Raw genomic sequence first — 22428 nt, forward strand, 5'->3', positions numbered from 1 at the left:
TTCTTATTTGTGCTCTTTGATTACGTTGTCCATTTAAGGTGCTCATCTGCTTTCTTTAGTGACTTCCTTCCCTTTCCGAGAATCTCAGTTGCCTCATCAGCACGGTAATGGAAGTAATGATCTTCGATGTACTGCATGCTCGTGTCTGTATTTGCGGCGAGTACAGGTAGAGGTGTTCCTGCCTTTAAGCGCATCGTGATGTGAGTATGGCGGAACGAATACCACGTGATGTTCTTTCCAGACTTCATGTCTACCTTGCGGCAGCTGTTTGAATCGTTTTCGCTCCAGTCGGCAAGTCGTGCTTCGACGAGTGCTTCACAGAAACCATCTCTTTTGATCCGTTCACTAAACATTCTTCCATCACGTTGATTGCAAAAGATGTAATCGTCTTTTTTGCTGTGCTTGGTGACTTCTCGAATCTGCTCTAGATGAGCAGCAATAGGTGCCGAGATTCTGTAGTACCTGCCAGTCTTTGTGTTCTCAGGTGGTACTTCGATGATGATCCACGTCTTACGTTCTCCCTTCGGTATGGAAGTGTTTTCTGATATGTGTTTCCACTGCACCTTCCATAATGAACCGGGTCTTATACCCGTATCCATCATGATCCTCATTGCGTAGTAAAGAAGTTTCCGGTGGATAAGTTGGTTCGCTCCGCGTGCACCTTTGTCAGTCACTTTTTTCTTTGTGACATAGGAGGATCCTTTCTTTAAAGGCTCACCATCACTGTCTAACTTCCTCTCTAGCCCGTTGATCCAGTAGAGGCGTGAGGCTCGCTCTAGTTCTAGCCACTCACGTTCTGTAAGGTCATCTCTGCGGTGCTTCTTGTCCTTCGGCAGTTTGATGCTTGGTATCTGTGGGACGCTATCCCTAGATATATAGCCTTGAGACACGCCTACTTCCTCAAAGGCGCGCTTGAGGGTCGACATCTCTTGGAGAATGGTTGTTTGTACTGGAACCTTTTTCTTGAACTCCAGTGCTCTTTCTTTCCTCCACGTCTCGTAGTTCAAGAATGCAGTGCGTCTGAACTTATGGATGACTTTTTTGTCATCGCCGACATAATCTCGCACCCAGCGCAATTGAGTTTCAAGTAGGCGATACCTGGCGGGAGAGATGCCTTGGTGTGGAATAGAACTTATCTTTTTCTTTTCTTTGGATAGGAACTCTTTGCACATATTTCCGAATCCAAGTGAGCGTATTGCTTCACCCCTATCAGCCTTAGCCTTTAGTTCCATGTACATAGCTAACCCAAGCATCCAGGCTTGCTCTTGGGTTTCACTAATTGGCTCTGGTGCTACGCCGTTCTGATCCTTAAGCGCAAACCTATGCCTTGAACCGGCAAAACGATCGTAGAAATACAGATGCCACCTTCCACCCTTGTCTCCACGCCGATAGACGTAGGAATAGGGATCTGTAGGAATGTCCTTCCTGTCAAGGACGTTCGGCGTTTTCCGCAGTGCTGCGGCAGGCATTTGGGTAACGCTTCGGTAACGCCAGCACCATCACGACAGCGTTTTTACGCGATGACTGTTCTGGGTAACACCAGGGTAACACCAGTGCTCACTGAGTGCTAACCAGTCGTAGCAAGGGTTTTGATCATGCCACCCATCTACGTATCCATCAACGCCGATTACACGACCTAAGAGCAGGCCTACCATCAGCCACCAACGTCCCTGCTGAGATGGCCAAGGCCGGAGCACCCCAGAAGCCGGCTCCGAGTGGCCTCCCCCGGATCTGGATGGGCCCCTTGGTGGCTGGGGTCAGCTTCTCTCTGGCCTACGGGATCACCCAGCGCTTGAGCGCCATCAACCTGGGCGATGTCATTCGCCTGAGTCCTCGTTTTGAGCAGAAGCAGACCCCTGGGGTGAGCCTCAAGGACATGCGTCTGCGTTACGGCGAGCAGCCGTCGGAACTGCGGTCCGATCTCGATCCCCAGCAATTGGAGCTGTGGCGCAAGGCCCAGGAGCAAGCCGATGCGCTTGAGAAGGCCAAGGCGGAGGCCGAGGCCAAAGCCGAGCGTGAAGCCGCCGCCAAGGCCGCTCCAGCGAAGCCCGCTCAACCCGCCCAGCCAGCAACCAACCAAGCCGAAGAGCCACCGGTTGCGCCGAAGCCCCAACCCAAGCCAGCCCTCGAGGCGCCGAAGCCCCAAGTCCAGGCCCCTGCACCAAGGCCGCAGCCCGCACGACCGGCCCCGCAGCCCTCGGTTCCTCTCTTGGATTTGCCTCCCCTTCAGTAGCTCCGATCTGCCACGATTTGGGCGACTCTCGAGCGGCCGGCCATGCGTGAGCCTCAGACCCTGGTTCAGGCGGCCCTTAATCGTCTGAGCGCCCGCCTCGGCAGCGGTCTGGCGGATGCCGCCGCTGGCCTTGCGGTCTTGGCCCAAGACGCCCCCGACCGTTTGCGCCAGGAGTGGGACCTCTTTAAGGAAGAGGTGGAGCTCGAAGCCGAACGGCTCGAGCACGGCGAGCAGGAGGTGCCTGCGGCGGAGACCGGCATGGCCTCGTCTTCCCCACCGCTGGATCCCCAGCAACAGATCGATCAACTCCGCGCCCAGGTCACGCGCCTGGCCCGCCGTCTCGAGGAGCCGGCTTGATGCGCCGCCTTAGACCGGCACTGGCGAGCGCGCTTCGCTCCCTGCGGATCTGGTCTGCCGTACTTCAGCTCCTGCTCGTTCTTTGGTGGGACGCCCAGGCCTGGAGTTATCCCGGCGGTATCACCCAGGAGCGGCAAGAGCGGCGGCAGCGGCGGCGTGCCCGCTGGCTGACGGACCAGTTGCTCGCGTTGGGGTCGGCCTTCATCAAGCTGGGCCAGCTGCTTTCGGCCAGGCCGGATGTGTTGCCGGCCAGCTGGGTCGCGGAACTCTCCAGCCTTCAAGACAGCGTCCCGGCCTTCTCCTTTGACACGGCCCAGTCCCTGCTGGAGCAGGAGCTCGGTGAGCGTTGTGCCGAGATCATCGACATCGAAGAGCAGCCCCTCGGCGCCGCCAGCCTGGCCCAGGTGCATCGCGCGAGCCTCCGCAGTGGCCGGCAGGTGGTCTTCAAGATCCAACGGCCTGGCCTCGAGCGTCTCTTTCGCCTGGACCTCGAGGTCATGCAACAGGTGGCCGCGGTGCTGCAGCGCCATCCCCAGTGGGGTGTGGGACGCGATTGGGTCTCCATCGCTCAGGAATGTCGACGTGTGCTGCTGCGGGAGCTCGATTTCCGCCTGGAGGCCGAACATGCCGCACGTTTCCGTCAGCAATTTCTGGATGATCCCGGCATTCGAATCCCAGCGGTCGTCTGGGAACTCACCACCCGCCGGGTGCTCTGCCTCGACTACGTCCCCGGGATCAAGATCAACGACCGCCAGGCCCTGATTGAGGCCGGCATCGATCCCTCAGCGGTCGCCGAAAAAGGCGCAGCCAGCTACCTGCAGCAGCTGGTGCGCTTTGGCTTCTTCCATGCCGACCCCCACCCGGGAAACCTGGCCGTGGCCCGCGATGGCGCGCTCATTTACTACGACTTCGGCATGGTCGGTACCTTGTCTCAGCGGCTTCGGAGTCGTCTGGGTCGGATGGTGACCGCTGCCGCCGCTCGGGATGCGTCGAGCCTCGTGCGTGAACTCCAGGCCGCCGGCGTCATCGCCACCGACATTGATCCGGGCCCGGTGCGCCGCCTGGTGCGCGTGATGCTCGCTGAGGCTCTGACGCCGCCGTTTTCCCCCAACATCCTCGACAAACTCTCCGGCGATCTCTACGACTTGGTTTATGGGCAGTCTTTCCGTCTGCCTCCTGAGCTGATCTTCGTGATGCGGGCCCTCTCCACTTTCGAGGGGGTCGGCCGCAGCCTGGATCCCAGCTTTAGCCTCGTGGTCATCGCCCGTCCCTATCTGCTTCCGCTCATGACCGCCAGTGGCAACGGACCCAACGATCTCTTCAATCAGTTGGGGCGTCAGGCTGTCGAAGTCGGGAGCCGTGCTCTGGGATTGCCCCAGCGTCTGGAGGACAGCCTCAGCCGGATCGAGCAGGGTGACCTCCAGGTCCAGATTCGCGCCGGTGAGACCGATCGTTTGCTGCGCCGTCTGGCCCTGAGTCAGCAGAGCGCGGGGCAATCCGTGCTGCTGGGCGCCCTCACCATCGCGGCCGCGCTGCTCGCGGCCAGCGCTAAGCCGGCATTGACTGTCATCCCTGTTGTCGCCGGTGTTCCGGTGGGTCTGAGCTGGTTGAAGCTGCAGGCCCGCCTGAAGCGCGATGCCCGCATCGACAAGCTCGGCCATTCCTGAGCGATGCCCATAAAAAAATCCCGGGACCGTGGCCCCGGGATTGTTGTTGTTTCAGGGCTCAGGCTCAGGCCTTGCCGCGGGGGCCGCGGTCCTCGGCACCGGCGTAGATGGCCTGGCTGCCCAGTTCGTCTTCGATGCGCAGGAGTTGGTTGTACTTGGCGACCCGCTCGCTGCGGCTCAGGGAACCGGTCTTGATTTGGCCAGCGCGGGTGGCCACCGACAGGTCGGCAATGGTGGTGTCTTCGGTCTCACCAGAGCGGTGGGAGATCACGCTGGTGTATCCAGCGCGGCCGGCCAGGTCGATGGCCTGGAGGGTCTCGGTCAGGGTGCCGATCTGGTTGACCTTGATCAGGATCGAGTTGGCCACGCCCAGGTCGATGCCGCGCTGCAGACGGGCGCTGTTGGTCACGAACAGGTCGTCACCCACCAGCTGAACGGTCTTGCCGAGCTTCTCGGTCAGCAGGGCCCAGCCCTCCCAGTCGTCTTCCGCGACGCCGTCTTCGATCGAGGTGATCGGGAAGCGGTTCACCAGAGCGGCCAGCTGGTCGACCATCTCAGCGCTGGTGTAGTTGCCGCCATCGAAGGCATAGCGGCCGTCCTTGAAGAACTCGGTGCTGGCCACGTCCAGGGCCAGGGAGATCTGATCACCGGGGCGGTAGCCGGCTTTCTCGATCGCCTGCACCAGCAGATCGCCGGCTTCGATGTTGCCCAGGTCCGGGGCAAAGCCGCCTTCGTCACCCACGGCCGTGCTCAGACCTTTGTCCTTGAGCAGGCCCTTGAGGGTGTGGAACACCTCGGTGCCCATCCGCAGCGCTTCGCGGAAGGTGGGTGCGCCGTGGGGCACCAGCATGAATTCCTGGAAGTCCAGGCTGTTGGCTGCGTGGGCGCCGCCGTTGATCACGTTCATCAACGGCACCGGCAGCAGGTTGGCCATCGGGCCGCCCAAATAGCGGTAGAGGGGCAGGCCGACGCCGTTGGCGGCTGCGCGGGCGGTGGCCAGGCTCACGGCCAGGAGCGCGTTGGCGCCCAGGGCGCTCTTGTTGTCGCTGCCGTCGAGCTCGAGCATCGCGGCGTCAACGGTGCCCTGGTCCAGGGCACTCAGGCCGCAGAGGGCAGGGGCAATCTTTTCTTCGACGTTGCTGACGGCCTGCAGCACACCCTTGCCGCAGTAGCGGCTACCGCCGTCCCGCAGTTCGCAAGCTTCGTGGGCACCGGTGCTGGCGCCGCTGGGAACGATGGCGCGGCCACTGGCTCCGCCCTCCAGCATCACCTCGGCTTCCACGGTCGGTGTGCCACGGGAATCGAGAACCTCCCGGGCCACGATGGTGTCGATGACGAGGTCGAGGGTGTCGATCACAGCGGCCTAACGCACAACATGGGTCCTTGCAGGGATCTTATGGGTCGCCCTGCCGGGGGCCTTGGTGACCGTTGGCACCAATCCGCTGACTTTGGTCAGAATGCGGCCGTCAAGAACGGTCCAGATGCGCCTTCTCCACACCATGCTGCGGGTCGGCGACCTGGAGCGCTCGATCGCGTTCTACACCGAGATTCTTGGGATGCGGTTGCTGCGCCGCAAGGACTATCCCGGGGGGCGTTTCACCCTGGCTTTTGTGGGCTACGGGGAGGAGAGCGACAGCACCGTTCTCGAGCTCACCCACAACTGGGACACCAGCAGCTACGACATCGGTAGCGGCTATGGCCACATCGCCCTGGGGGTGGACGACATCGTGGGGGTCTGCGACCAGATCCGCGCCAAGGGGGGCAACGTGGTGCGCGAACCGGGCCCGATGAAGAACGGCACCACCGTGATTGCCTTCGTCGAGGACCCTGACGGTTACAAGGTTGAACTGATTGAGATGAGCTCACGCGCCCATGCGGCCTGATTCCTACGCCGCTGGCCCCGCCAGCCTCACGACGGTTCCTGATCGCTTCAGCGATGCCGCTTGGGACCTGCTGCTGGCCAGCCAGGAGCAGGCCAGGCGCTGGCGTCACGGCGAGATGAACGTGGAGCACCTCCTGCAGGTGCTGCTCAATGACGAGCGCTACGCCGCCTGGGTGGATCCCCTGCCGCTCGATGCCTCCCGCCTGCTCGACCAGCTGGACGATTTCTGTGCGGATCAACCCACCAGCAGCGCCAGGGATCTCTTCGTTGGCGAAGACCTGGAACTGCTCCTGGAGGAGGCCGACCGCCAGCGGGGCCAGTGGGGCTCACGCTTCATCGATGTTCCCCATCTCTTGGCGGCCCTGCTGGACGACCGCCGCATCACGGGCGCCCTCCTGCAACAGCAGGGGCTGACCCCTGAGGATCTGCGTCGCGCCGGCCCCCGGCCGGCTCTAGCCCCGAGCGCTCCACCGGCTCCGGTCGTGGAGCCCGCGGCTCCCCAGCGCCCCTCCGTCCGCAGCACCCCCCCGAGCGAACCCGCTGCCCCTGAGAACGGCCTCAAGCTGGAACAGGAGCCGACGGCCCTCGAGCAGTTCGGCCGAGATCTCACCGCGGCCGCCCGGGCGGGTGATCTCGATCCGGTGATTGGCCGCGACACCGAAATCCGGCGCCTGATGCAGGTGCTCTCCCGCCGGGGCAAGAACAACCCGGTCCTGATCGGTGAGCCCGGCGTGGGCAAGACCGCCATCGCCGAGCTGCTGGCCCAGCGGATCGTGGCCGGTGAAGTGCCGGATGCCCTCAAGGGGCAGCGTCTGGTCTCCCTGGATCTGGGGGCCCTGATCGCCGGTGCCAAGTTCCGCGGGCAATTTGAAGAGCGCCTGCGCAGCGTGCTCAAGGAGGTGCGCGAGGCCGAGGGCGCCGAAGCGGGCGGCGTGATCCTGTTCATCGATGAGCTCCACAACGTCGTGGGGCCCGAGCGCTCCAACAGCGACGCCGGCAGCATCCTCAAGCCGGCGCTGGCCAGGGGTGACCTGCGTTGCATCGGCGCCACGACCCCTGAGGAGTACAGCCGCACCGTTGAGAAGGACCCTGCGCTCAACCGGCGCTTCCAGCAGGTCCTGATCAAGGAGCCGAGCCTGGAGGAGAGCACCCTGATCCTGCGGGGGCTGAAGGAGCGCTACGAGCTCCACCACGGGGTGGCGATTACCGATGGTGCTGTCGTGGCCTCGGCCCGCCTCGCGGATCGCTACATCTCCGATCGCTGCCTGCCGGATTCCGCCATCGACCTCATCGATGAGGCCGCTGCCCAGTTGCGGATGGAGGTCACCTCCAAGCCGCGTCTGGTGGAGGAGGCCGAGAGTGACCTGCGCCGGGTGGAGTTGGCCCTGCTCTCCGCGGAGAGCGCCCCGGAAGCCGAGCGGGTGGTGTTGCAGCAACAGCGCCGCCAGGTGAGCGAGGGGCTGCAGTCCCTGCAGGAGCGCTGGTCCGCGGAGCGCGAGCAGTTGGCGGAGCTGCGTCAGCTCCTCGCCGATGACGAGGCCCTACGCCTGCAGATCGCCGAGGCCGAACGGGATGGCGATCTTGAGGAGGCGGCCCGTCTGCAATACGACCAACTTCATGGCGTGCAGCAGCGCCGCAACGAATTGGAGGAGCAACTGCAGGCGAGTCAGCAGAGCGGACAGTCCCTGCTGCGGGAACAGGTGGAAGAGGGGGATATTGCCGATGTGGTGGCCCGCTGGACCGGGATTCCGGTGCAGCGCCTGATGGCGGGTGAGCGCCAGAAGCTGCTGGAGCTCGAGCAGCGCCTGGCGGAGCGGGTGATCGGTCAAGGAGAGCCCGTGGGGGCGGTGGCCGCGGCGATCCGTCGCGCCCGCGCCGGCATGAAGGATCCCCGCCGTCCCGTGGGTTCCTTCCTCTTCCTCGGCCCCACCGGTGTGGGCAAGACCGAACTCGCGAAGGCCCTGGCGGCGTCCCTCTTCGATGAGGAAGAAGCCCTGGTGCGCCTGGACATGAGCGAGTTCATGGAGCGGAATGCCGTGGCCCGGCTGCTCGGAGCACCTCCGGGGTATGTCGGCTACGAGGAAGGTGGCCAGCTCACCGAGGCGGTGCGCCGGCGTCCCTACGCGGTTCTGCTGCTCGATGAGGTGGAGAAGGCGCACCCGGATGTCTTCAACGTTCTGCTGCAGGTGCTCGATGACGGCCGCCTGACCGATTCCCAGGGCCGCACGGTCGACTTCCGCCACACCGTGGTGGTGATGACCAGCAACCTGGCCAGCCGGGCGATCCTGGACGCCGCCCGCGGCCAGGCGGATGCGGCGGCCTTGGCAGAGCAGGTGGAGCGCGCCCTCGCCAGTCAGTTCCGGCCGGAATTCCTCAACCGGATTGATGAAGTCATCCGCTTCCAGCCCTTGGGTCCGGCCGACCTGCAGCGGATCGTGCGTCTGCAAGTGCTGGAGTTGGCCCAGTTGCTCCAGGAGCAGGGCCTGGCTCTGCAGGTGGACGAGCCGGTCGTGGCTTGGCTGGCGGAACAGGGCTACGAGCCGGAATACGGGGCCCGCCCCCTGCGCCGGCTGCTGCGGCGTCAGATCGAGAACCCCTTGGCGACGGAGTTGCTCGAGGAGCGCTTCCTGGGGGCGGCCGCCGTTCAGGTCAGCCTGGGCGAGGGCGGGCAATCGCTTTGCTTCAAACCGATCGCAGGCCCTGAGTAGGACATCCGTTAGTGTGTTTGTTTGCCGGCGCGTGGGCTCATCACGCCGCGCGGCCCGCTGAAGGCTCAGCAGGCTTCATGCTCTGCCCATGAGGCTTGGCCCTGATTTCCCCTGTGGAATCTTCATCCGTGGAATCCCAGACCGAACCACAAGTCAAGTCCGACGAGGCTGCCGCCACTGAACCGGTGAAGACCGGCTTTGTGGCGGACACCGTCGCTGAGTTGCGCAAGGTGGTTTGGCCGAGCCGTCAGCAGCTGTTTGGTGAATCAGTCGCGGTGATCTTGATGATCACCATCTCTGCCTTTGCGATCGCCGCCGTCGATCGCTTCTACGGCTGGGGAAGCTCCCAGGTGTTCCGCTGACCCGCTGAATCGTTCGCCCCTCTCTTTGCTTTGCTCGTGTCCGACGTCGAACTGACCACTGAAGAATTCGCCGCGGCGGATCTGGCTGCCGACGCTGAACCTGCGGCCGCTTCCGCTGAAGGCCGGGCTCCGATTGCCCGTTGGTACGCCGTTCAGGTGGCCTCCAGCTGCGAGAAAAAAGTCAAGGCCACCCTGGAGCAGCGGGCCGTCACCCTCGGCGTGGACAACCGCATCCTGGAGATCGAAATCCCCCAGACCCCCGCGGTCAAACTCAAGAAAGACGGCAGCCGGACGAGCACCGAAGAGAAGGTCTTCCCCGGCTACGTCCTGGTTCGGATGGTCCTCGATGAGGACACGATGATGGCGGTGCGGAGCACCCCCAACGTGATCAACTTCGTGGGTGCGGAAGATCGCCGTGCCACCGGCAAGGTGCGTGGTCACATCAAGCCCCGCCCCCTGAGCCGCCAGGAAGTCGATCGCATCTTCAAGCGGGCTGCCGAGAAGAAGCCTGTCGTGAAGGTCGATCTGACCGAGGGCGATCAGATTCTGGTGACCGCAGGCCCCTTCAAAGACTTCCAAGGCGAAGTCATCGAGGTCTCCGGCGATCGCAACAAGCTCAAAGCTCTGCTCTCGATCTTTGGTCGGGAAACACCGGTGGAACTCGAGTTCTCCCAAATCAGCAAACAAAGCTGATTCCCGTGCGGCCGTCTCCCTGCGGAGGGCGGCCTAAGGCGGTGCTTCGGTTTCCGGAGTCCGCCGCACACGCTGCCCTAGGGTCGCGGATCCGCAGATTGCTCAAGACGCCAGGACGATGGCAAAAAAAGTTGTAGCTGTGATCAAGCTGGCACTCGATGCCGGCAAAGCAAACCCCGCGCCACCGGTGGGCCCTGCCCTCGGTCAGCACGGCGTCAACATCATGGCGTTCTGCAAGGAGTACAACGCTCGGACGCAGGACAAAGCCGGATACGTGATTCCGGTGGAGATCTCGGTCTTTGAAGACCGCAGCTTCACCTTCATCACCAAGACCCCTCCCGCTTCCGTGCTGATTGTGAAGGCAGCCGGTATCGCCAAGGGTGCCGCCACCTCTTCCAAGGGTTCTGTCGGGGCCATCAGCCGCGCACAGCTCGAAGAGATCGCCAAGACCAAGCTGCCCGACCTCAACTGCACCAGCGTTGAGTCGGCCATGCGCATCATCGAAGGCACCGCCCGCAACATGGGCGTTGCTGTGAAGGACTGAGCCACGGGTTCATCCCGACGCATTCCTTCCTTTCTGTTCCTTAGCGGGGGAGAGCTCCTGAGCTCGTCTGCACCCCATTCCTGACATGCCCAAAATTTCCAAGCGCTACTCCGCCGCCTTCGGCAAGGTCGAAGAACGCGTCTACGCCCCGCAAGAGGCCGTTGAACTGGTGAAGGCCAACGCCACCGCCAAGTTCGACGAGACCGTCGAGGCCCACGCCCGTCTCGGCATCGACCCCAAGTACACCGACCAACAGCTGCGCACCACCGTGGCGCTGCCCCACGGCACCGGTCAGAGCATCCGGATCGCTGTGATTGCCCGCGGCGAAAAGGTTGCTGAAGCCAAGGCCGCCGGTGCGGACCTGGCGGGAGATGACGATCTCGTCGAAACCATCGCCAAGGGCGAGATGGAATTCGATCTGCTGATCGCCACCCCGGACATGATGCCCAAGGTGGCCAAGCTGGGTCGCGTCCTCGGTCCCCGTGGCTTGATGCCGAACCCCAAGGCCGGCACCGTCACCACCGACCTGGCCTCGGCCATCAACGAGTTCAAGGCCGGCAAACTGGAATTCCGCGCTGACCGCACCGGCATCGTCCACGTGCGTTTCGGCAAGGCCAGCTTTGACGCTGCCAAGCTGCTGGACAACCTGAAGGCCCTGCAGGAGACCATCGACCGCAACAAGCCCAGCGGTGCGAAGGGTCGCTACTGGAAGAGCCTGTACATCACCTCCACCATGGGCCCCTCCGTGGAAGTGGACGTGACCGCACTGCAGGACATCAAGCAAGAGGGCTGATCGTCCCCGTCCCTCTGCTCAAAGCCCCCGCCTCGGCGGGGGCTTTGTTGTATGTTCTTTCTCTGGCTAATGCCAGAAGGGTTACGCGCCCTACCCAAGACAGCAGGTCGAATTCCTGTTCTGCTCGCAGAACCTGAGTCCTTAAACCCTGCCGAGGTGTCCGCGACGGTTTTTCCCACCAGGGCTCCCACGGGAGTTCGGGTTGGGTGAGGCAAGCCGCAGCCCCTCGAGTGCCAATCGGTACTGGGGTTGCGTACCCGGCTTGTTCCCCTGATCCGATCCTTAACCATGGGCCGCACTCTGGAGAACAAGCAACAGATCGTCGAAGAGCTGAAGCAGCTCCTTGGCGAGGCCGAAATGGCGCTGGTCCTTGATTACAAGGGTCTGTCCATCAAGGAAATGTCTGATCTGCGGACTCGTCTGCAGGCCAGCAACGGTGTGTGCAAGGTGACCAAAAACACCTTGATGCGCCGTGCCATTGATGGCGATAGCGCTTGGTCGGAACTCGATTCCCTCCTCACCGGCACCAACGCCTTCGTGCTCGTTAAGGGTGACGTGGGCGGTGCCGTGAAGGCCGTTCAGACCTTCCAGAAGGAGACCAAGAAATCGGAGACGAAGGGAGGCCTTTTCGAAGGCAAGCTCCTGTCCCAATCCGAAATCAAGGCCATCGGGGATCTGCCCTCCAAGGAGGTGCTCATGGCGCAGATCGCAGGTGCGATCAACGCCGTGGCCACCAAGGTGGCTGTGGGCATCAACGAAGTTCCTTCCGGTCTTGCTCGGGCGCTCAAGCAGCACGCCGATGGCGAGGGCAAGGCCGACTGAGGCCTGCTCTGCTGAGCTCTCCGATCCGACTGTTTACACAGATCTGTTGCTGATTCCCAACCATGTCTGCTACTACCGACCAAATCCTCGAGCAGCTGAAGTCCCTCTCCCTGCTGGAAGCCTCTGAGCTTGTCAGCCAGATCGAAGAGGCCTTCGGTGTGTCCGCCGCCGCTTCCGCTGGCGTCGTGATGGCTGCCCCCGGCGCTGCTGCTGGCGACGGTGAAGCTGCTGAAGAGAAGACCGAGTTCGACGTCCACCTCGAGGGCTTCGACGCGGCTGCCAAGATCAAGGTCCTCAAGGCCGTCCGCGAGGCCACCGGCCTGGGTCTGGGCGAAGCCAAGGCTCTTGTCGAAGGCGCTCCCTGCAACGTCAAGGAAGGCGTGGCCAAGGCTGATGCCGAAGCCATGAAGAAGGCCATCGAAGAGGTCGGCGGCAAGGTCACCCTCAAGTGATCCCGCCGTGGGCGGCCTCGGCTGCCCACTCCTTTCTCCAGCCGGTCCCTGCGGGGGCCGGTTTTTTTATGGCAGCTGTTGGCTGGGCAATAAAAAAGCCCCGCCGAAGGCAGGGCTTTGAGCCGGAACGCTTCTGGGAGTCTGTCCTCGTTTCGACCCCGGAAGTGGTATTCCGTACTCCTCACACTCCAGAAACATACCGCCAGCGAAAAAAGTCGGCCTAGGTCAATGACCGCTGTCTCAACTGTCCCTGATCAGAATCGCTGTGCCCGTCCGTCGTAGGGGATGACCTGCAGGGCGATCGGACCGTTGCCGGGCCGGCTGCTGCCATAGGTCGCCACCGGGCGCGCCTGATTCCGCTCCGCCTGGGCGATCAGCCCATCCAGGGGCTGGGGGTTGGCGAAATAGACGTGGCTGAGGCTGCGCTCGCCGTACATCCGCCGCTCGAGTTGCCAGCCCGGCTCCAGCTTGAGGGCGACAAAGCCGCTCCGGTCCCGCAGGGGAATGGCCCCACGACCCACGACCAACTCCGTGGGGTGGCTGCCGGACATGGCGAGCAGCACCAGGGTGTTGCCTTGGCTCTCAAGCCGCAGGCGATAGCGGGGGGAGACATCGTTATCACCGACCCGCAGCGAATAGCCATTGCTGTCGAGGTAGCGGCTGCAGATCCCGCTGAAGTTGAAGCGGTTCAGGGCCGGATCGATCAAGCCATCCCGCCGCTCCTCCCAGCACTTCGGCGCGGGCTTGAGTTGCTCCAGCACGAGCAACTTCCAGCCCTGGCTGCCCACCGGTTGCCCCAGAACGGCCAGACGCTCTTGCTCGAGGGGTTGGCTTTGGAAGACCCCCGCGGCCGCTTGGCTGCTCACCAGGCCTGCGCTCAGCAGAGCGAGGCCCGCCCACGGGAGGTAGCTTCGCTGCATGGGATGTCTCCTGAGCTCCTGACGAGAGCTGTGTTGTACCGGATGTTGGGGGGCAAGCCCAGTGGTGAGTGATACGCCGAAGGTGGTGGCCGCCGCCTGCGACGGGGCCTGCAGTGGCAATCCAGGCCCCGGTGGCTGGGGCTGTCTGCTGCGTTTTGACGACGGCAGCGTCCGGGAATTCGGCGGGGCCGACGCCAACACGACGAACAACCGCATGGAGCTCCGGGCGGCCCTGACCCTGCTGGAACAGTTGGCGGTGCTGCCCCGTCACCCCGATCTGAGCATCCGCACGGACTCCAAGTACCTGATCGACGGCTTCAGCAAGTGGATCAACGGCTGGAAGCGCAAGGGTTGGAAGACAGCCTCGGGCAGTCCCGTCCTGAACCGCGATCTCTGGGAGGCCCTCGATGCCGCCCGGATTCAGGGCTTGCCCTTGACCTACGTGAAGGGCCACAGCGGTGATCCGGATAACGATCGCTGCGACGTGATCGCGGTGGCCTTCTCGAAAGGCCAGTCCATCAGCCTGGCCGCCGGTGAAGTCGTGGCCGCTCCCCCTGCGCCCGATCTGGCCCCCCCGGCCCTGCAGCAGTTGCTGACCCGCCTGGAACTGGCGGATCGCCTGGCTGCTGGCGCGTACGGCCTGAGCCTGATGGAGCTGGCCCAGTTGGTGGAGAAGCCCCTGAAGACCCTGGAGGGGCGTGAGGGGCCGTGGCGCTGGCGCGACTGGCAGGTCCTGCCGCTGGAGGACGGACGCTGGCGTCTGAGCCGTGACGCGTCAGGATCAGGGGAGCCCCATGGCGAGGAGCGAGGAGATGGCTGAGGTCGGCACTGGATCGCTCTATCAGCGTTTTGTGGGCCCCCTGCTCAGCCGTGATGACGGGGCGGATGCCGAGCAGCTGAGCCAGCTCACCCTGCAGGCCCTTGGTCAGGCGTCGCTGCGCCGCAACTGGCCCTTGGTGAGCAGCTCCCTGGCGGGACTCGGGGCGGAGCTGCAGCGCAAAGACTTGAGGCTCGAGCAGACCCTGTTCGGCTGCCGCTTCCTGAATCCCGTCGGCCTGGCGGCCGGCTTTGACAAGAACGCCGTCGCGGCGGGCATCTGGCACCTCTTTGGCTTTGGCTTTGCTGAGCTGGGGACGATCACCTGGCACGCTCAGCCCGGCAATCCCCGGCCCCGCTTGTTCCGCTTGGCCGACGAGCGGGCTGCCCTGAACCGGATGGGGTTCAACAACCAAGGTGCCCAGGCCGCCCGCCGCACCCTCGAACGCCAGGCCCTGCCCGCGGCTGGTCAGCGCCCCGCGGTCCTGGGGATCAACCTGGGTAAGTCCAAAGTTACCTCCCTGGACCTGGCTCCAGACGACTACGCCTCCTCCCTGGAGCTTCTGGCTCCCCTGGCGGATTACGCGGTCATCAATGTCAGCTCCCCCAATACCCCGGGTCTGCGGGAGCTCCAGGACGAAGTGCAGTTGCGGCGACTCGTGGAGCGGCTGCGGCGTCTGCCGGCCTGCCCGCCCTTGCTGGTGAAGATTGCGCCGGACCTGGAGGACGACGCGATCGATGCCATTGCCCGCCTGGCCTATGAGGAGGGCCTGGCCGGTGTCATCGCGGTCAACACCAGCCTGAATCGTCTCGGTCTGGAGGGGCGTCGCCTGGCCCCGACCGGGAAGACCCTGGCGGAGGAAGCGGGGGGCTTGAGTGGTGCGCCCCTGCGGCAGCGGGCCCTGGAGGTGATGCGTCGCCTGCGGGTGACCGCGGGGCCAAGCCTCCCCTTGATCGGGGTGGGTGGCATCGATTCCCCGGAGTCCGCCTGGGAGCGGATCACCGCGGGCGCCTCCCTGGTGCAGGTCTACACCGGCTGGATCTACGGCGGACCGGCCTTGGTCCCCGAGATCCTGGAGGGCCTGAGCGCGCAGCTCGATCGCCACGGCTTCCGCAACATCAGCGAAGCCGTCGGCTCTGGGGTGCCCTGGAGCTGAAAGCTCGATAGCTTGCGGCTAGAGCAAGCGGTAGGCGAGTGGTGCTCGCAGGAGTTCAAGAGCGCCTCGGTCCCTTGCAAGCGTGGCTGTTCCCCCAGCGCGTCTACCTCGAGCTGCAGGATCAGGCGATCACCGCGATGGTCCTCGATGGCCGGCGGCTGACCTGGCTGGATCAGTTGACCCTGCCGCCGGGGCTCTGCGTTGGCGGGCGTCCCCAGAACGGCTCGGCCCTGGCTGATCGGTTAGGCGATTGGCTGGTGAAGCAGGGCTATGCCGGAGCCCGCATCTGGGCGGTGCTGCCGGGGGCGGCCAGTGAACTGCGCCTGCTGAAGGGCAGTGCCCCTGGCCCGCTGATGCCCAAGGCGCTGGAAGCGCTGCGGTTGCCCTGGCCGGCGGAAACGGCCGTCGATCTGCTCCGCGTGCCACTGCCCACCTGCCCAGGCAGCAGCGTCTCGGTGGCGGTGGAGGCGGCCCTGCTGGAGGACTGGATCGACGTCTTTGCCGATGGGGGTTGGGGCTGGATGCCCTGGAGGCGGCTCCGGTGTGCGCCCTGCGTGGCGTCGGGCTGCAGAGCGGTTGGCTGTTGGGACTGGAGCCCGAGCAGAGCTGGTTGCTGCGGCTGGAGCAGGGGGCGCCGACCTGGCAGTGGCGCTTGCCGCCTCCGGCTGAGCCCGGCGCGTTGCAGGCCGAGCTCGATCAATGCCTGAGTTACTGGCACAGCCGTGCTCCGAGGCCGAGCTCGATCGCGGTGGTGGCTGCGGCCGCGCTGCCCGCCTCCTGCGTCGAGGCCCTGCGGGGTGAGCTCGAGTGGATGGATCCGTTGGCGGCCGGTGCCCTGGAGAACGGCCTGGCGGATCCACCGGCGTTGTCCTTGGGGCTGCTCTGGGGGCTGGCGGCGGCGGAGGTGCAGCCATGAGCGCACGCCTGGGGCCCCTTGATCTGCTGCAGGAGCGCCGGCGGGCCAGCGGTGCGCTGGAGCCCGGCGGGCCGCTGGTCCCGGCGCGGGGTTTGTTGGTGCGGGGCGCGGCCCTGGGCGCGGGCGTCTTCGCCTTGATGCTCCTCCTGCTCGCGGCGGTCAGCTGGCGGCAGCAGCAGGTGGGCGCCGCCTTGGCGCAACTTTCCGGTGTGAAAGTCCAGGTGCAGGCCCTGGAGACCCGGGTCGGTCGGGTGCGGCGGGCCAAGGCCCAGCTGCAACGCAGCAGCGAGGGGTTGGCGAAGGGCTTGGTGGGGGTGTCCTCGGGGTCGGCTCTGGTGACACAGCTGTCGGCGGTGACACCGGCGGGCGTGCAGCTCACGAAGGTCCGCTCCCAGGGCACCGGTTTGGTGCTGAAGGGGGTCGCGGTTGATCCCCAGGCCTTTCGACGGGTGAATGGGCTGAGCCTGCTGCTCTCAACACTGCTTCGATCGGTCGCCCTTACGCCAACGAATCGTTTGTGACCGTTGGTGCCCAGGAGATCGTCAGTTACACCGTCCAGGCCGGACAGAACGGCGCGCCGAACAGCTGTCAGCCCGAATTTGGAACCGCAGGTCTGACTTTTGGTGCGCGCGTGTCCCGCATCGACGACAACGGTTTCGTCACCTTCTCGATGTCACCGGAAATCTCAGCGGTGATCGCAACGGACCAGCTCATTGCAGGCTGCGGCACGGTGAACACCCTGACGACCCGTCGCCTTGATACCGGTGAGGTGCGGGTGCGCGATGGCCAGACTTTGATCCTGACGGGCGTGATTTCCGATTCCGACCAGGCCGTGGTGCGCAAGTGGCCCGTCCTTGGCGACATCCCGTTCGTCGGTCAGTTCTTCCGGAATTCCATCAACAAACGGGAGAAACGCGAGCTGGTGATCCTTGTTTCGCCGCGCATCATTCGCGACGACAACGGCGGCACCTTCGGCTACGGCTACCAAGCAGCGACGCCGGAAGCCCGTCAGTTGGTTTCGCCCTACTAAATCGAACCCGGCAGAGCAGCCTTGGCGGCGATCGGCGCCACCATCTTGAAGGCGGCCATCAGTCCACCGAGCAGGGCGCTGCCCATGCCGTTGCCGGACTTCGCTTTCTTGCTCGGTTTCAGCAGGGTGACGGCAGCCTCTTCCAGGGATTTGGCTTGTTGGAGCGCTCCAAGCTCGCTGTAGAGCCGGCCTGCGTAGCGCAGGTCCTGGGCCGCCAGGCTGAACTGCCCCTGTTCGGCGCGGCTGACCCCTCGGGCCATCCAGCTGACGGCGGCGTTGGGGAGCCGTTCAATCGCGCGGCTGAAGAACTGCTCGGCCTCCGGGAAGCGGCCGGCTTCCGCCGCCTGCACACCCGCGTTGTGGAGGGCGGCATAGCTGTGGACGGAGGCATTCACGCCGCGGGCGCCCTGCCAATGGCTGCCCTCGAGGGCGCCGGGGTCGAGTTGGGCGCCCGAGAGGTCGCTGTTGCGCAGATCGGTGCCCTCCAGTTGCGATCCCCGCAGATCGGCTCCCCGCAGGGAGGCGCCCGCCAGGCTGGTGAAGCGCAGGTTGCTCTCGCGTAGGTCGGCCCCATCGAGCCGCGCGCCGCTCAGGTTGGCCCGCTCCATTTGGGCTCCCTGCAGCTGGGCATCGCGCAGATCGGCATGGACCAGATCGGCGTCCTGCAGCATGCAGCGCTCACAGGCCCGCTGATCCAGGGTTCGCATCAGGGCTTGATCGTCGGCGGCCCATGCGGTACCAGTCTCCAGCAGCACAACCAAGCTCGCGAGTGAGGGGCGCAGGCGAGCCATGGGCTTATGCGGCCGAACTGGCGCCGTTCTAACGGTCTTGGCTCCCCCCGTCGATCAGGCTGGTGGCATGGAAGCCCACGGCGGCAATTTGGAGGCCACGGCTCGGCGCTTGGGGTGCCGGCCCGATCAGATCCTCGATGCCAGTGCCTCCCTGGCCCCCTTTGCCCTGCCGCGGGCAGCCCGCCGTGCCCTGCGTCAGGTGGACCTGCGGGCCTACCCCGACCGCAGCCAGTGGCGCCTTCGCCAGCAGATCGCCCTGCTGCATCAGCTCGCTCCCGAGGCGGTTCTCCCCGGCAATGGAGCGGCCGAACTCTTCACGTGGGCGGCCCGTGATGCGGCGAGCAGCGGTGTCTCCCTCCTGCCCCAGCCCGGTTTCGCCGACTACGGGCGCAGCCTCCAGTGCTGGGGCGGACAGCAGCGTTCTTGGTCTCTTCCTCTGGAGTGGGACCAGGCCTTTCCGCAGCCGTTCCCCGCTGCCTCAGCGGCTGAGGTGTTCTGGATCACCAATCCCCACAACCCCACCGGGCAGCTCTGGAGCAGGGAGTCCCTGGAGCCGCTCTTGGCGCGCCATCGCCTGGTCATCTGCGACGAGGCCTTCTTGTCCTTGGTGCCGGGCGGGGAGCAGCAGTCCCTGATTCCCCTGGTGGCGGAGCACTCCAACCTGGTGGTGATCCGCAGCCTGACCAAGCTGTACGGAATTGCCGGAGTCCGTTTGGGCTATGCCGTCGCCCAGCCCGAGCGGCTGCAGCGTTGGGCCCAGTGGCGCGATCCTTGGCCGATCAATGCCTGGGCTGGGGCCCTGGCCGATGCCTTGCTGCGGGATCCGCGCGATTACGCGCGCTGGTGCGCTCGCGTGCAGCGCTGGGTCGTTGAGGAGGGTGGGTGGTTGCAGCGGCGCCTGCGGGATTTGCCGGGCATTCGCCCCTACCCCTCGGCGGTGAATTACCTCCTGCTGCGCGCCGAGCAGGGCTCGTTGCAACCGTTGCGGGAGGCGTTGGAGCAGCGTCATCGCATCCTGGTGCGTGATTGCCGCTCCTTCGCGGGACTGGGGGAGTCCTGGCTGCGGATCGGCCTTCAGGACCGTGCCGGCAACAGGCGGCTGCTGCGGGCCCTAGGCGCTGAGCTCCTGCAGTAACTCCGCAATCAGTCCTTCCGCATCGCGGACCGCCAGGCGCTCCATCCCGCGCCGCAGGTGCAGCAGCGGATCAATCCCTGGGTCACAGCCCCGCAGGCGCGGACCCAGCAGGCGCCAGACCGTTTGCGCCAGGGCGGGATGTTCGGGGGGGTGCTGCCAGACGATCACCGCCGCACCGACGGCAGCGGCGGCACCGGCGTTGGCGTCTTGGTGTTTGTCCGCCGCTTGGGGGTAGGGGACCAAGATCGATGGGCTCCCGCAGACCGCCAATTCGCTCAAGCTGCCGGCTCCGGCCCGGCTGATCACCAGATCGGCGTGTTGCAGCAAGCCGGCCACCTCATCGCTGAAGGGGCGCTCGGCGTAGAGGGGATGCTGGAGCGTCCCGCTCTCGGGGTCGTTGCTGCCGCTGAGGTGCACGACCCGGCAGCCCGACTCGAGCAACCGGGGCAGTAGCGGCCGCACCATGCGGTTGAGTCCCACGGCCCCTTGGCTGCCGCCCATCACCAGCAGCAGCGGGCCGGATCCCTGAGGCACCCAGCTGGGGAGGGCTGCGGGTTGCAGGAACGCGCGCCGCACCGGGGTGCCCGTGACCCGCGGGCGGCACCCTTGCAGGCGCTCCGCCGCTTGCGGCAGTCCGACGGCGACTTGGCTGCAGAGCCGTCCAAACAGCCGCGTCACTTTCCCGGGGACGCCATTGGATTCATGCAGCACCACCGGCACCCCACACCAGCGTGCCGCGAGGATTGCCGGTGCAGCGATGTAACCGCCGGTGCTGAAGACCAGGCGGATCCGCTCTCGGCGGATCAGGCGCCGGACCGCAACGGTGGCGCCCAGCAGGCGCAACAGGTTGTAGAGCTTGCGCAGACCCCGACCCTGGAGGCCACCGGCTTCGACGGTGTGCAGGCGGATGCTGCTCGGCACCAGCTCGGTCTCCAGCCGATCGGGGACCCCCAGCCATTGGACTTCCCAATCCGAGGGCAGCGCCTGGGCGACGGCGAGGGCTGGAAAGAGATGCCCGCCGGTGCCGCTGGCAGCGATCAACAGGCGTGACATGGGCATCGCTGATGAGCGCGCCTAACTTAAGGGCTCCTCCCCGTTGAGCTCCCGTGCAGTTGCGCTCTCTTCTGACTGCCGCCATTGCTCTGACCGGGTTGGCCCTGGGTGCCCCCCTGAGGGCGGCCCCGAGTCTTCAGGCGCTGCAGGACGCCCTCAACAACGGCTCCTCCTCGGAGATCACCGCCTTGATGGAGGCCGGCAATGGCCTCGATCCCGAGCTGGTCTTGCAGCGCCGCAATTTCCTGCGGGCCCAGTTCCCCGATGCCAGTTGGCAGGTCAGCCCGGGTGTCTCCCTGAAGGACGGACGGTCCACCACCCTGGTGACCGTTGCGGGTAGCCGTAACCAGGGTCCCTACAAATTCCGCTTTGAATCCACCCAGAAACTGGTGCTCGGCAGCAGTGGCGAGCGCTTCAACAGCCAGGACGTGATCGAATCCAATTCGATCCTGCGCAGCGGTGATCCCAACCTGAGGGTCAGCCTGCTGATCCCCGACGCCGTGTTGACCGGGCAGCGCTACGACCTCGACGTGATCTTTGACGACCCCCTCAACGGGGCCGTCGTAGCCGGTGCGATCAAGCCCGTCACCGTCAGTGAGTTGTTGCGTCTGCAGGCCCCCGACCTGCAGCTGGAAGCCCTTGGTGGTGGCGGCCTGTTCAAGACCGTGCAGGCGCCTTTTCAGCCCGGAAGTCAGACCTGGGCGGTGCTTCTTGTGCACCCCAAAGGAATCGTCGCGGCCTCGAAGCAGGTGCGGGTGGTGGCGAAGCGCTCCGACCTCACCCTTTGAACCAGCGGGCCAGCGACGAGACATCCAGCTCGCCGCAGCCCTGATCGATCAGGTCGTCCTCGATGGCGGCCACCTGTTCGCAGACCGGAAGCGCTAACTGGGCCTCGGCCGCGGCGTTGAGGGCGATGGCGAGGTCCTTGCGGTGCAAGGCCAACTTGAACCCCAACGGATAGGAGTCGTTGATCATCTGTTGGCTCCTGTTCTCCAGGGCCCAGGAGCCAGCGGCGCCACCCTTCAGGGCTTCCACCAGGGGTTCAGGGGGCAGACCAAGGCGATCGGCGAGGGCCAAGGCTTCAGCGACGGCGGCATAGCTCCCGGCCACCAGCACCTGATTGACGGCTTTGGCCTGTTGCCCCGCGCCAACGGGACCGAAGTGGTGCAGGCTGCCGCCGATCACCTCCAGGACGGGCCGGGCCCGTGTGAGGGAGGCATGGTCAGCCCCGATTAAGACCCGCAGGGTTCCCGCCTGGGCCCCTTCAGTTCCACCGGTGACGGGGGCATCGACGTAGCTCACCCCTTGGCTCGCCAGCTCTTGGGCGAGCCGTTGGCTGGTGCTCGGGCTGATGGTGGAACAGTCGATCACCAAGGCCCCCGGCCGCAGGCCGGCTCGGGCGAGCGCCACCACCTCATCGACCGCTTGGTCATCACTCAGGCAGAGCAGCAGCAGCGGCGAGGCTGAGGCCGCCTCCGCCACGCTCGCTGCCCGATGGGCCCCGGCTTCGGCCAGGGCTGCCGCGGGCTCGGGACTGCGGTTGAAGACGGTGACTCTCCAGCCGGCCTGCAGCAGGTTGCGGGCCATGGGGGCCCCGAGCGCCCCCAGGCCAATGCAGCTCACGGCGCCTGCCTGATCACTGGCCATGGGCGGGTTTCGAGAGGGTGTTGAGTTCTTGGCGATCCAGGCTGCCATCGCCATTGCGGTCGATGACGTCGAAGTGTTTGCGCAGCCAGGGGTAGCCCTGGGCTTCCTGACGATCGATTCGGCCATCGCCGTTTTGATCGGCCTTGCGCAAGACCCGCTCGGCGCGCGGCGGCGGTTGCTGGCGGCTGGGTTTGAGATCGGCGGGGGCGAGGTAGCCCCGCCGATGCTGGTCGAGGCGCTCGAAGTGGCGCTCGAGGTAGGGCTGCCCTTGGACCTCTTGGCGATCGAGCCGTCGGTTGCCGTCTCGGTCCAGTTGTTCGAAGAGCTGCTGCAGGCGCCGTTCGTAGGCCTTGATTTCCTGCGGCGTCTGGGCCTGCACGGCCAGGGGGCAGGCCATCAGCAGGCCGGCGCCAGCGGCAAGCAGGAAACGGGAGCGGTGGCGCCTCATGG

The 22428-nt window shown here is 65.1% G+C and carries 26 protein-coding genes; 19 read left to right on the plus strand and 7 right to left on the minus strand.

The genetic code is table 11. The features are described 5' to 3' along the window. Nucleotides 1-20 precede the first annotated feature (20 nt). Nucleotides 21-1469, minus strand: a complete 1449-nt coding sequence (locus tag H0O22_RS11355) for a site-specific integrase (protein ID WP_185186751.1) — start codon at nucleotides 1467-1469, stop codon at nucleotides 21-23. 209 nt (nucleotides 1470-1678) lie between these two features. Here H0O22_RS11355 and H0O22_RS11360 point away from each other — a divergent pair, with 209 nt between their 5' ends. The 3 genes from H0O22_RS11360 to H0O22_RS11370 are packed head-to-tail and all read left to right on the plus strand — an operon-like array spanning nucleotide 1679 to nucleotide 4257. Continuing rightward, nucleotides 1679-2233 carry a hypothetical protein gene (locus H0O22_RS11360; protein WP_185186752.1) on the plus strand — a complete coding sequence of 185 codons (555 nt, stop codon included), beginning with the start codon at nucleotides 1679-1681 and terminating at the stop codon, nucleotides 2231-2233. Between the two features lie 42 nt (nucleotides 2234-2275). Next, a complete protein-coding gene (locus H0O22_RS11365; RefSeq protein ID WP_185186753.1) occupies nucleotides 2276-2590 on the plus strand; it encodes a hypothetical protein in 315 nt (104 codons plus the stop codon). Next, entirely contained in the window at nucleotides 2590-4257 is a 1668-nt protein-coding gene (locus H0O22_RS11370) for an AarF/ABC1/UbiB kinase family protein (protein WP_185186754.1), read from the plus strand. The genes H0O22_RS11365 and H0O22_RS11370 overlap by 1 nt, the downstream gene beginning before the upstream one ends. A 64-nt stretch (nucleotides 4258-4321) precedes the next feature. Here the strand turns inward: H0O22_RS11370 and eno are convergent, their stop codons facing one another. Continuing rightward, a complete protein-coding gene (eno, locus tag H0O22_RS11375) occupies nucleotides 4322-5614 on the minus strand; it encodes a phosphopyruvate hydratase (protein ID WP_185186755.1) in 1293 nt (430 codons plus the stop codon). Nucleotides 5615-5738: 124 nt separating this feature from the next. On the opposite strand from eno, the gene gloA reads away from it, so the two are divergent. From gloA to rplL, 8 genes are all read left to right on the plus strand, one after another. After that, nucleotides 5739-6140 carry a lactoylglutathione lyase gene (gloA, locus tag H0O22_RS11380; protein ID WP_185186756.1) on the plus strand — a complete coding sequence of 134 codons (402 nt, stop codon included), beginning with the start codon at nucleotides 5739-5741 and terminating at the stop codon, nucleotides 6138-6140. After that, on the plus strand, nucleotides 6130-8847 hold the full coding sequence (locus H0O22_RS11385) for an ATP-dependent Clp protease ATP-binding subunit (protein ID WP_185186757.1): 2718 nt from the start codon (nucleotides 6130-6132) through the stop codon (nucleotides 8845-8847). The genes gloA and H0O22_RS11385 overlap by 11 nt, the downstream gene beginning before the upstream one ends. A gap of 113 nt (nucleotides 8848-8960) precedes the next feature. Continuing rightward, nucleotides 8961-9209: a preprotein translocase subunit SecE gene (secE, locus tag H0O22_RS11390; RefSeq protein WP_370521447.1), complete on the plus strand. Its 249-nt coding sequence runs from the start codon at nucleotides 8961-8963 to the stop codon at nucleotides 9207-9209. A gap of 81 nt (nucleotides 9210-9290) precedes the next feature. Then, a complete protein-coding gene (gene nusG / locus H0O22_RS11395; RefSeq protein ID WP_255439585.1) occupies nucleotides 9291-9902 on the plus strand; it encodes a transcription termination/antitermination protein NusG in 612 nt (203 codons plus the stop codon). A 118-nt stretch (nucleotides 9903-10020) separates the two neighbouring features. After that, entirely contained in the window at nucleotides 10021-10446 is a 426-nt protein-coding gene (rplK, locus tag H0O22_RS11400) for a 50S ribosomal protein L11 (protein ID WP_010313529.1), read from the plus strand. A gap of 85 nt (nucleotides 10447-10531) precedes the next feature. Beyond that, nucleotides 10532-11239 carry a 50S ribosomal protein L1 gene (rplA, locus tag H0O22_RS11405; RefSeq protein ID WP_185186760.1) on the plus strand — a complete coding sequence of 236 codons (708 nt, stop codon included), beginning with the start codon at nucleotides 10532-10534 and terminating at the stop codon, nucleotides 11237-11239. A gap of 288 nt (nucleotides 11240-11527) precedes the next feature. After that, the gene (gene rplJ, locus H0O22_RS11410; RefSeq protein ID WP_185186761.1) at nucleotides 11528-12061 is read left to right on the plus strand and encodes a 50S ribosomal protein L10; all 534 of its coding nucleotides are present in this window, start codon (nucleotides 11528-11530) and stop codon (nucleotides 12059-12061) included. A gap of 62 nt (nucleotides 12062-12123) precedes the next feature. Further along, complete coding sequence (gene rplL / locus H0O22_RS11415) at nucleotides 12124-12513, plus strand: 50S ribosomal protein L7/L12 (RefSeq protein WP_185186762.1); 390 nt, start codon at nucleotides 12124-12126, stop codon at nucleotides 12511-12513. Nucleotides 12514-12767: 254 nt separating this feature from the next. On the opposite strand, the gene H0O22_RS11420 is transcribed toward rplL, so the two are convergent. Continuing rightward, nucleotides 12768-13433 carry a DUF3747 domain-containing protein gene (locus tag H0O22_RS11420; RefSeq protein ID WP_185186763.1) on the minus strand — a complete coding sequence of 222 codons (666 nt, stop codon included), beginning with the start codon at nucleotides 13431-13433 and terminating at the stop codon, nucleotides 12768-12770. Nucleotides 13434-13497: 64 nt separating this feature from the next. On the opposite strand from H0O22_RS11420, the gene H0O22_RS11425 reads away from it, so the two are divergent. Genes H0O22_RS11425 through H0O22_RS11450 form a run of 6 tightly spaced genes read left to right on the plus strand, consistent with a single transcriptional unit; the run spans nucleotide 13498 to nucleotide 17352 of the window. Then, nucleotides 13498-14253 (plus strand): ribonuclease H, encoded by a 756-nt coding sequence (locus H0O22_RS11425; protein ID WP_185186764.1) that lies wholly within the window; start codon nucleotides 13498-13500, stop codon nucleotides 14251-14253. Then, nucleotides 14246-15406, plus strand: coding sequence for a quinone-dependent dihydroorotate dehydrogenase (locus H0O22_RS11430; RefSeq protein WP_185186765.1), 1161 nt, complete (start codon nucleotides 14246-14248; stop codon nucleotides 15404-15406). Before H0O22_RS11425 ends, H0O22_RS11430 begins: the two co-directional genes overlap by 8 nt. 38 nt (nucleotides 15407-15444) lie before the next feature. Further along, nucleotides 15445-16113: a hypothetical protein gene (locus tag H0O22_RS11435; RefSeq protein WP_185186766.1), complete on the plus strand. Its 669-nt coding sequence runs from the start codon at nucleotides 15445-15447 to the stop codon at nucleotides 16111-16113. Beyond that, nucleotides 16086-16322, plus strand: coding sequence for a hypothetical protein (locus H0O22_RS11440; RefSeq protein ID WP_185186767.1), 237 nt, complete (start codon nucleotides 16086-16088; stop codon nucleotides 16320-16322). Before H0O22_RS11435 ends, H0O22_RS11440 begins: the two co-directional genes overlap by 28 nt. Further along, nucleotides 16319-16843, plus strand: a complete 525-nt coding sequence (locus H0O22_RS11445; protein ID WP_185186768.1) for a hypothetical protein — start codon at nucleotides 16319-16321, stop codon at nucleotides 16841-16843. The genes H0O22_RS11440 and H0O22_RS11445 overlap by 4 nt, the downstream gene beginning before the upstream one ends. After that, nucleotides 16840-17352: a type II secretion system protein GspD gene (locus H0O22_RS11450; RefSeq protein ID WP_255439308.1), complete on the plus strand. Its 513-nt coding sequence runs from the start codon at nucleotides 16840-16842 to the stop codon at nucleotides 17350-17352. Before H0O22_RS11445 ends, H0O22_RS11450 begins: the two co-directional genes overlap by 4 nt. Here the strand turns inward: H0O22_RS11450 and H0O22_RS11455 are convergent. Next, complete coding sequence (locus H0O22_RS11455; protein WP_185186769.1) at nucleotides 17349-18143, minus strand: pentapeptide repeat-containing protein; 795 nt, start codon at nucleotides 18141-18143, stop codon at nucleotides 17349-17351. The genes H0O22_RS11450 and H0O22_RS11455 overlap by 4 nt on opposite strands. 67 nt (nucleotides 18144-18210) lie before the next feature. Here H0O22_RS11455 and H0O22_RS11460 point away from each other — a divergent pair, with 67 nt between their 5' ends. Continuing rightward, nucleotides 18211-19278: a histidinol-phosphate transaminase gene (locus tag H0O22_RS11460; protein WP_185188417.1), complete on the plus strand. Its 1068-nt coding sequence runs from the start codon at nucleotides 18211-18213 to the stop codon at nucleotides 19276-19278. Here H0O22_RS11460 and H0O22_RS11465 read toward each other — a convergent pair. Further along, nucleotides 19255-20331, minus strand: coding sequence for a glycosyltransferase (locus tag H0O22_RS11465; RefSeq protein WP_185186770.1), 1077 nt, complete (start codon nucleotides 20329-20331; stop codon nucleotides 19255-19257). The two genes, H0O22_RS11460 and H0O22_RS11465, sit on opposite strands and share 24 nt — an antisense overlap. A gap of 53 nt (nucleotides 20332-20384) precedes the next feature. On the opposite strand from H0O22_RS11465, the gene H0O22_RS11470 reads away from it, so the two are divergent. After that, the gene (locus H0O22_RS11470) at nucleotides 20385-21119 is read left to right on the plus strand and encodes a hypothetical protein (protein WP_185186771.1); all 735 of its coding nucleotides are present in this window, start codon (nucleotides 20385-20387) and stop codon (nucleotides 21117-21119) included. On the opposite strand, the gene H0O22_RS11475 is transcribed toward H0O22_RS11470, so the two are convergent. After that, a complete protein-coding gene (locus tag H0O22_RS11475; protein ID WP_185186772.1) occupies nucleotides 21109-21978 on the minus strand; it encodes an NAD(P)-dependent oxidoreductase in 870 nt (289 codons plus the stop codon). The two genes, H0O22_RS11470 and H0O22_RS11475, sit on opposite strands and share 11 nt — an antisense overlap. After that, nucleotides 21968-22426: an EF-hand domain-containing protein gene (locus H0O22_RS11480; RefSeq protein WP_185186773.1), complete on the minus strand. Its 459-nt coding sequence runs from the start codon at nucleotides 22424-22426 to the stop codon at nucleotides 21968-21970. The genes H0O22_RS11475 and H0O22_RS11480 overlap by 11 nt, the downstream gene beginning before the upstream one ends. Between the last annotated feature and the right edge of the window lie 2 nt (nucleotides 22427-22428).

Source organism: Synechococcus sp. LTW-R (genome assembly GCF_014217875.1).
Lineage (GTDB): Bacteria > Cyanobacteriota > Cyanobacteriia > PCC-6307 > Cyanobiaceae > Vulcanococcus.

Excerpts from the sequence above, each read along its gene's own strand:
- H0O22_RS11355 (WP_185186751.1), bottom strand. The coding sequence starts at position 1,469 with ATGCCTGCCGCAGCACTGCGGAAAACGCCGAACGTCCTTGACAGGAAG.
- H0O22_RS11360 (WP_185186752.1), top strand. The coding sequence starts at position 1,679 with ATGGCCAAGGCCGGAGCACCCCAGAAGCCGGCTCCGAGTGGCCTCCCC.
- H0O22_RS11365 (WP_185186753.1), top strand. The coding sequence starts at position 2,276 with ATGCGTGAGCCTCAGACCCTGGTTCAGGCGGCCCTTAATCGTCTGAGC.
- H0O22_RS11370 (WP_185186754.1), top strand. The coding sequence starts at position 2,590 with ATGCGCCGCCTTAGACCGGCACTGGCGAGCGCGCTTCGCTCCCTGCGG.
- gloA (WP_185186756.1), top strand. The coding sequence starts at position 5,739 with ATGCGCCTTCTCCACACCATGCTGCGGGTCGGCGACCTGGAGCGCTCG.
- H0O22_RS11385 (WP_185186757.1), top strand. The coding sequence starts at position 6,130 with ATGCGGCCTGATTCCTACGCCGCTGGCCCCGCCAGCCTCACGACGGTT.
- rplK (WP_010313529.1), top strand. The coding sequence starts at position 10,021 with ATGGCAAAAAAAGTTGTAGCTGTGATCAAGCTGGCACTCGATGCCGGC.
- rplA (WP_185186760.1), top strand. The coding sequence starts at position 10,532 with ATGCCCAAAATTTCCAAGCGCTACTCCGCCGCCTTCGGCAAGGTCGAA.
- rplJ (WP_185186761.1), top strand. The coding sequence starts at position 11,528 with ATGGGCCGCACTCTGGAGAACAAGCAACAGATCGTCGAAGAGCTGAAG.
- rplL (WP_185186762.1), top strand. The coding sequence starts at position 12,124 with ATGTCTGCTACTACCGACCAAATCCTCGAGCAGCTGAAGTCCCTCTCC.
- H0O22_RS11420 (WP_185186763.1), bottom strand. The coding sequence starts at position 13,433 with ATGCAGCGAAGCTACCTCCCGTGGGCGGGCCTCGCTCTGCTGAGCGCA.
- H0O22_RS11430 (WP_185186765.1), top strand. The coding sequence starts at position 14,246 with ATGGCTGAGGTCGGCACTGGATCGCTCTATCAGCGTTTTGTGGGCCCC.
- H0O22_RS11445 (WP_185186768.1), top strand. The coding sequence starts at position 16,319 with ATGAGCGCACGCCTGGGGCCCCTTGATCTGCTGCAGGAGCGCCGGCGG.
- H0O22_RS11455 (WP_185186769.1), bottom strand. The coding sequence starts at position 18,143 with ATGGCTCGCCTGCGCCCCTCACTCGCGAGCTTGGTTGTGCTGCTGGAG.
- H0O22_RS11460 (WP_185188417.1), top strand. The coding sequence starts at position 18,211 with ATGGAAGCCCACGGCGGCAATTTGGAGGCCACGGCTCGGCGCTTGGGG.
- H0O22_RS11465 (WP_185186770.1), bottom strand. The coding sequence starts at position 20,331 with ATGTCACGCCTGTTGATCGCTGCCAGCGGCACCGGCGGGCATCTCTTT.
- H0O22_RS11475 (WP_185186772.1), bottom strand. The coding sequence starts at position 21,978 with ATGGCCAGTGATCAGGCAGGCGCCGTGAGCTGCATTGGCCTGGGGGCG.
- H0O22_RS11480 (WP_185186773.1), bottom strand. The coding sequence starts at position 22,426 with ATGAGGCGCCACCGCTCCCGTTTCCTGCTTGCCGCTGGCGCCGGCCTG.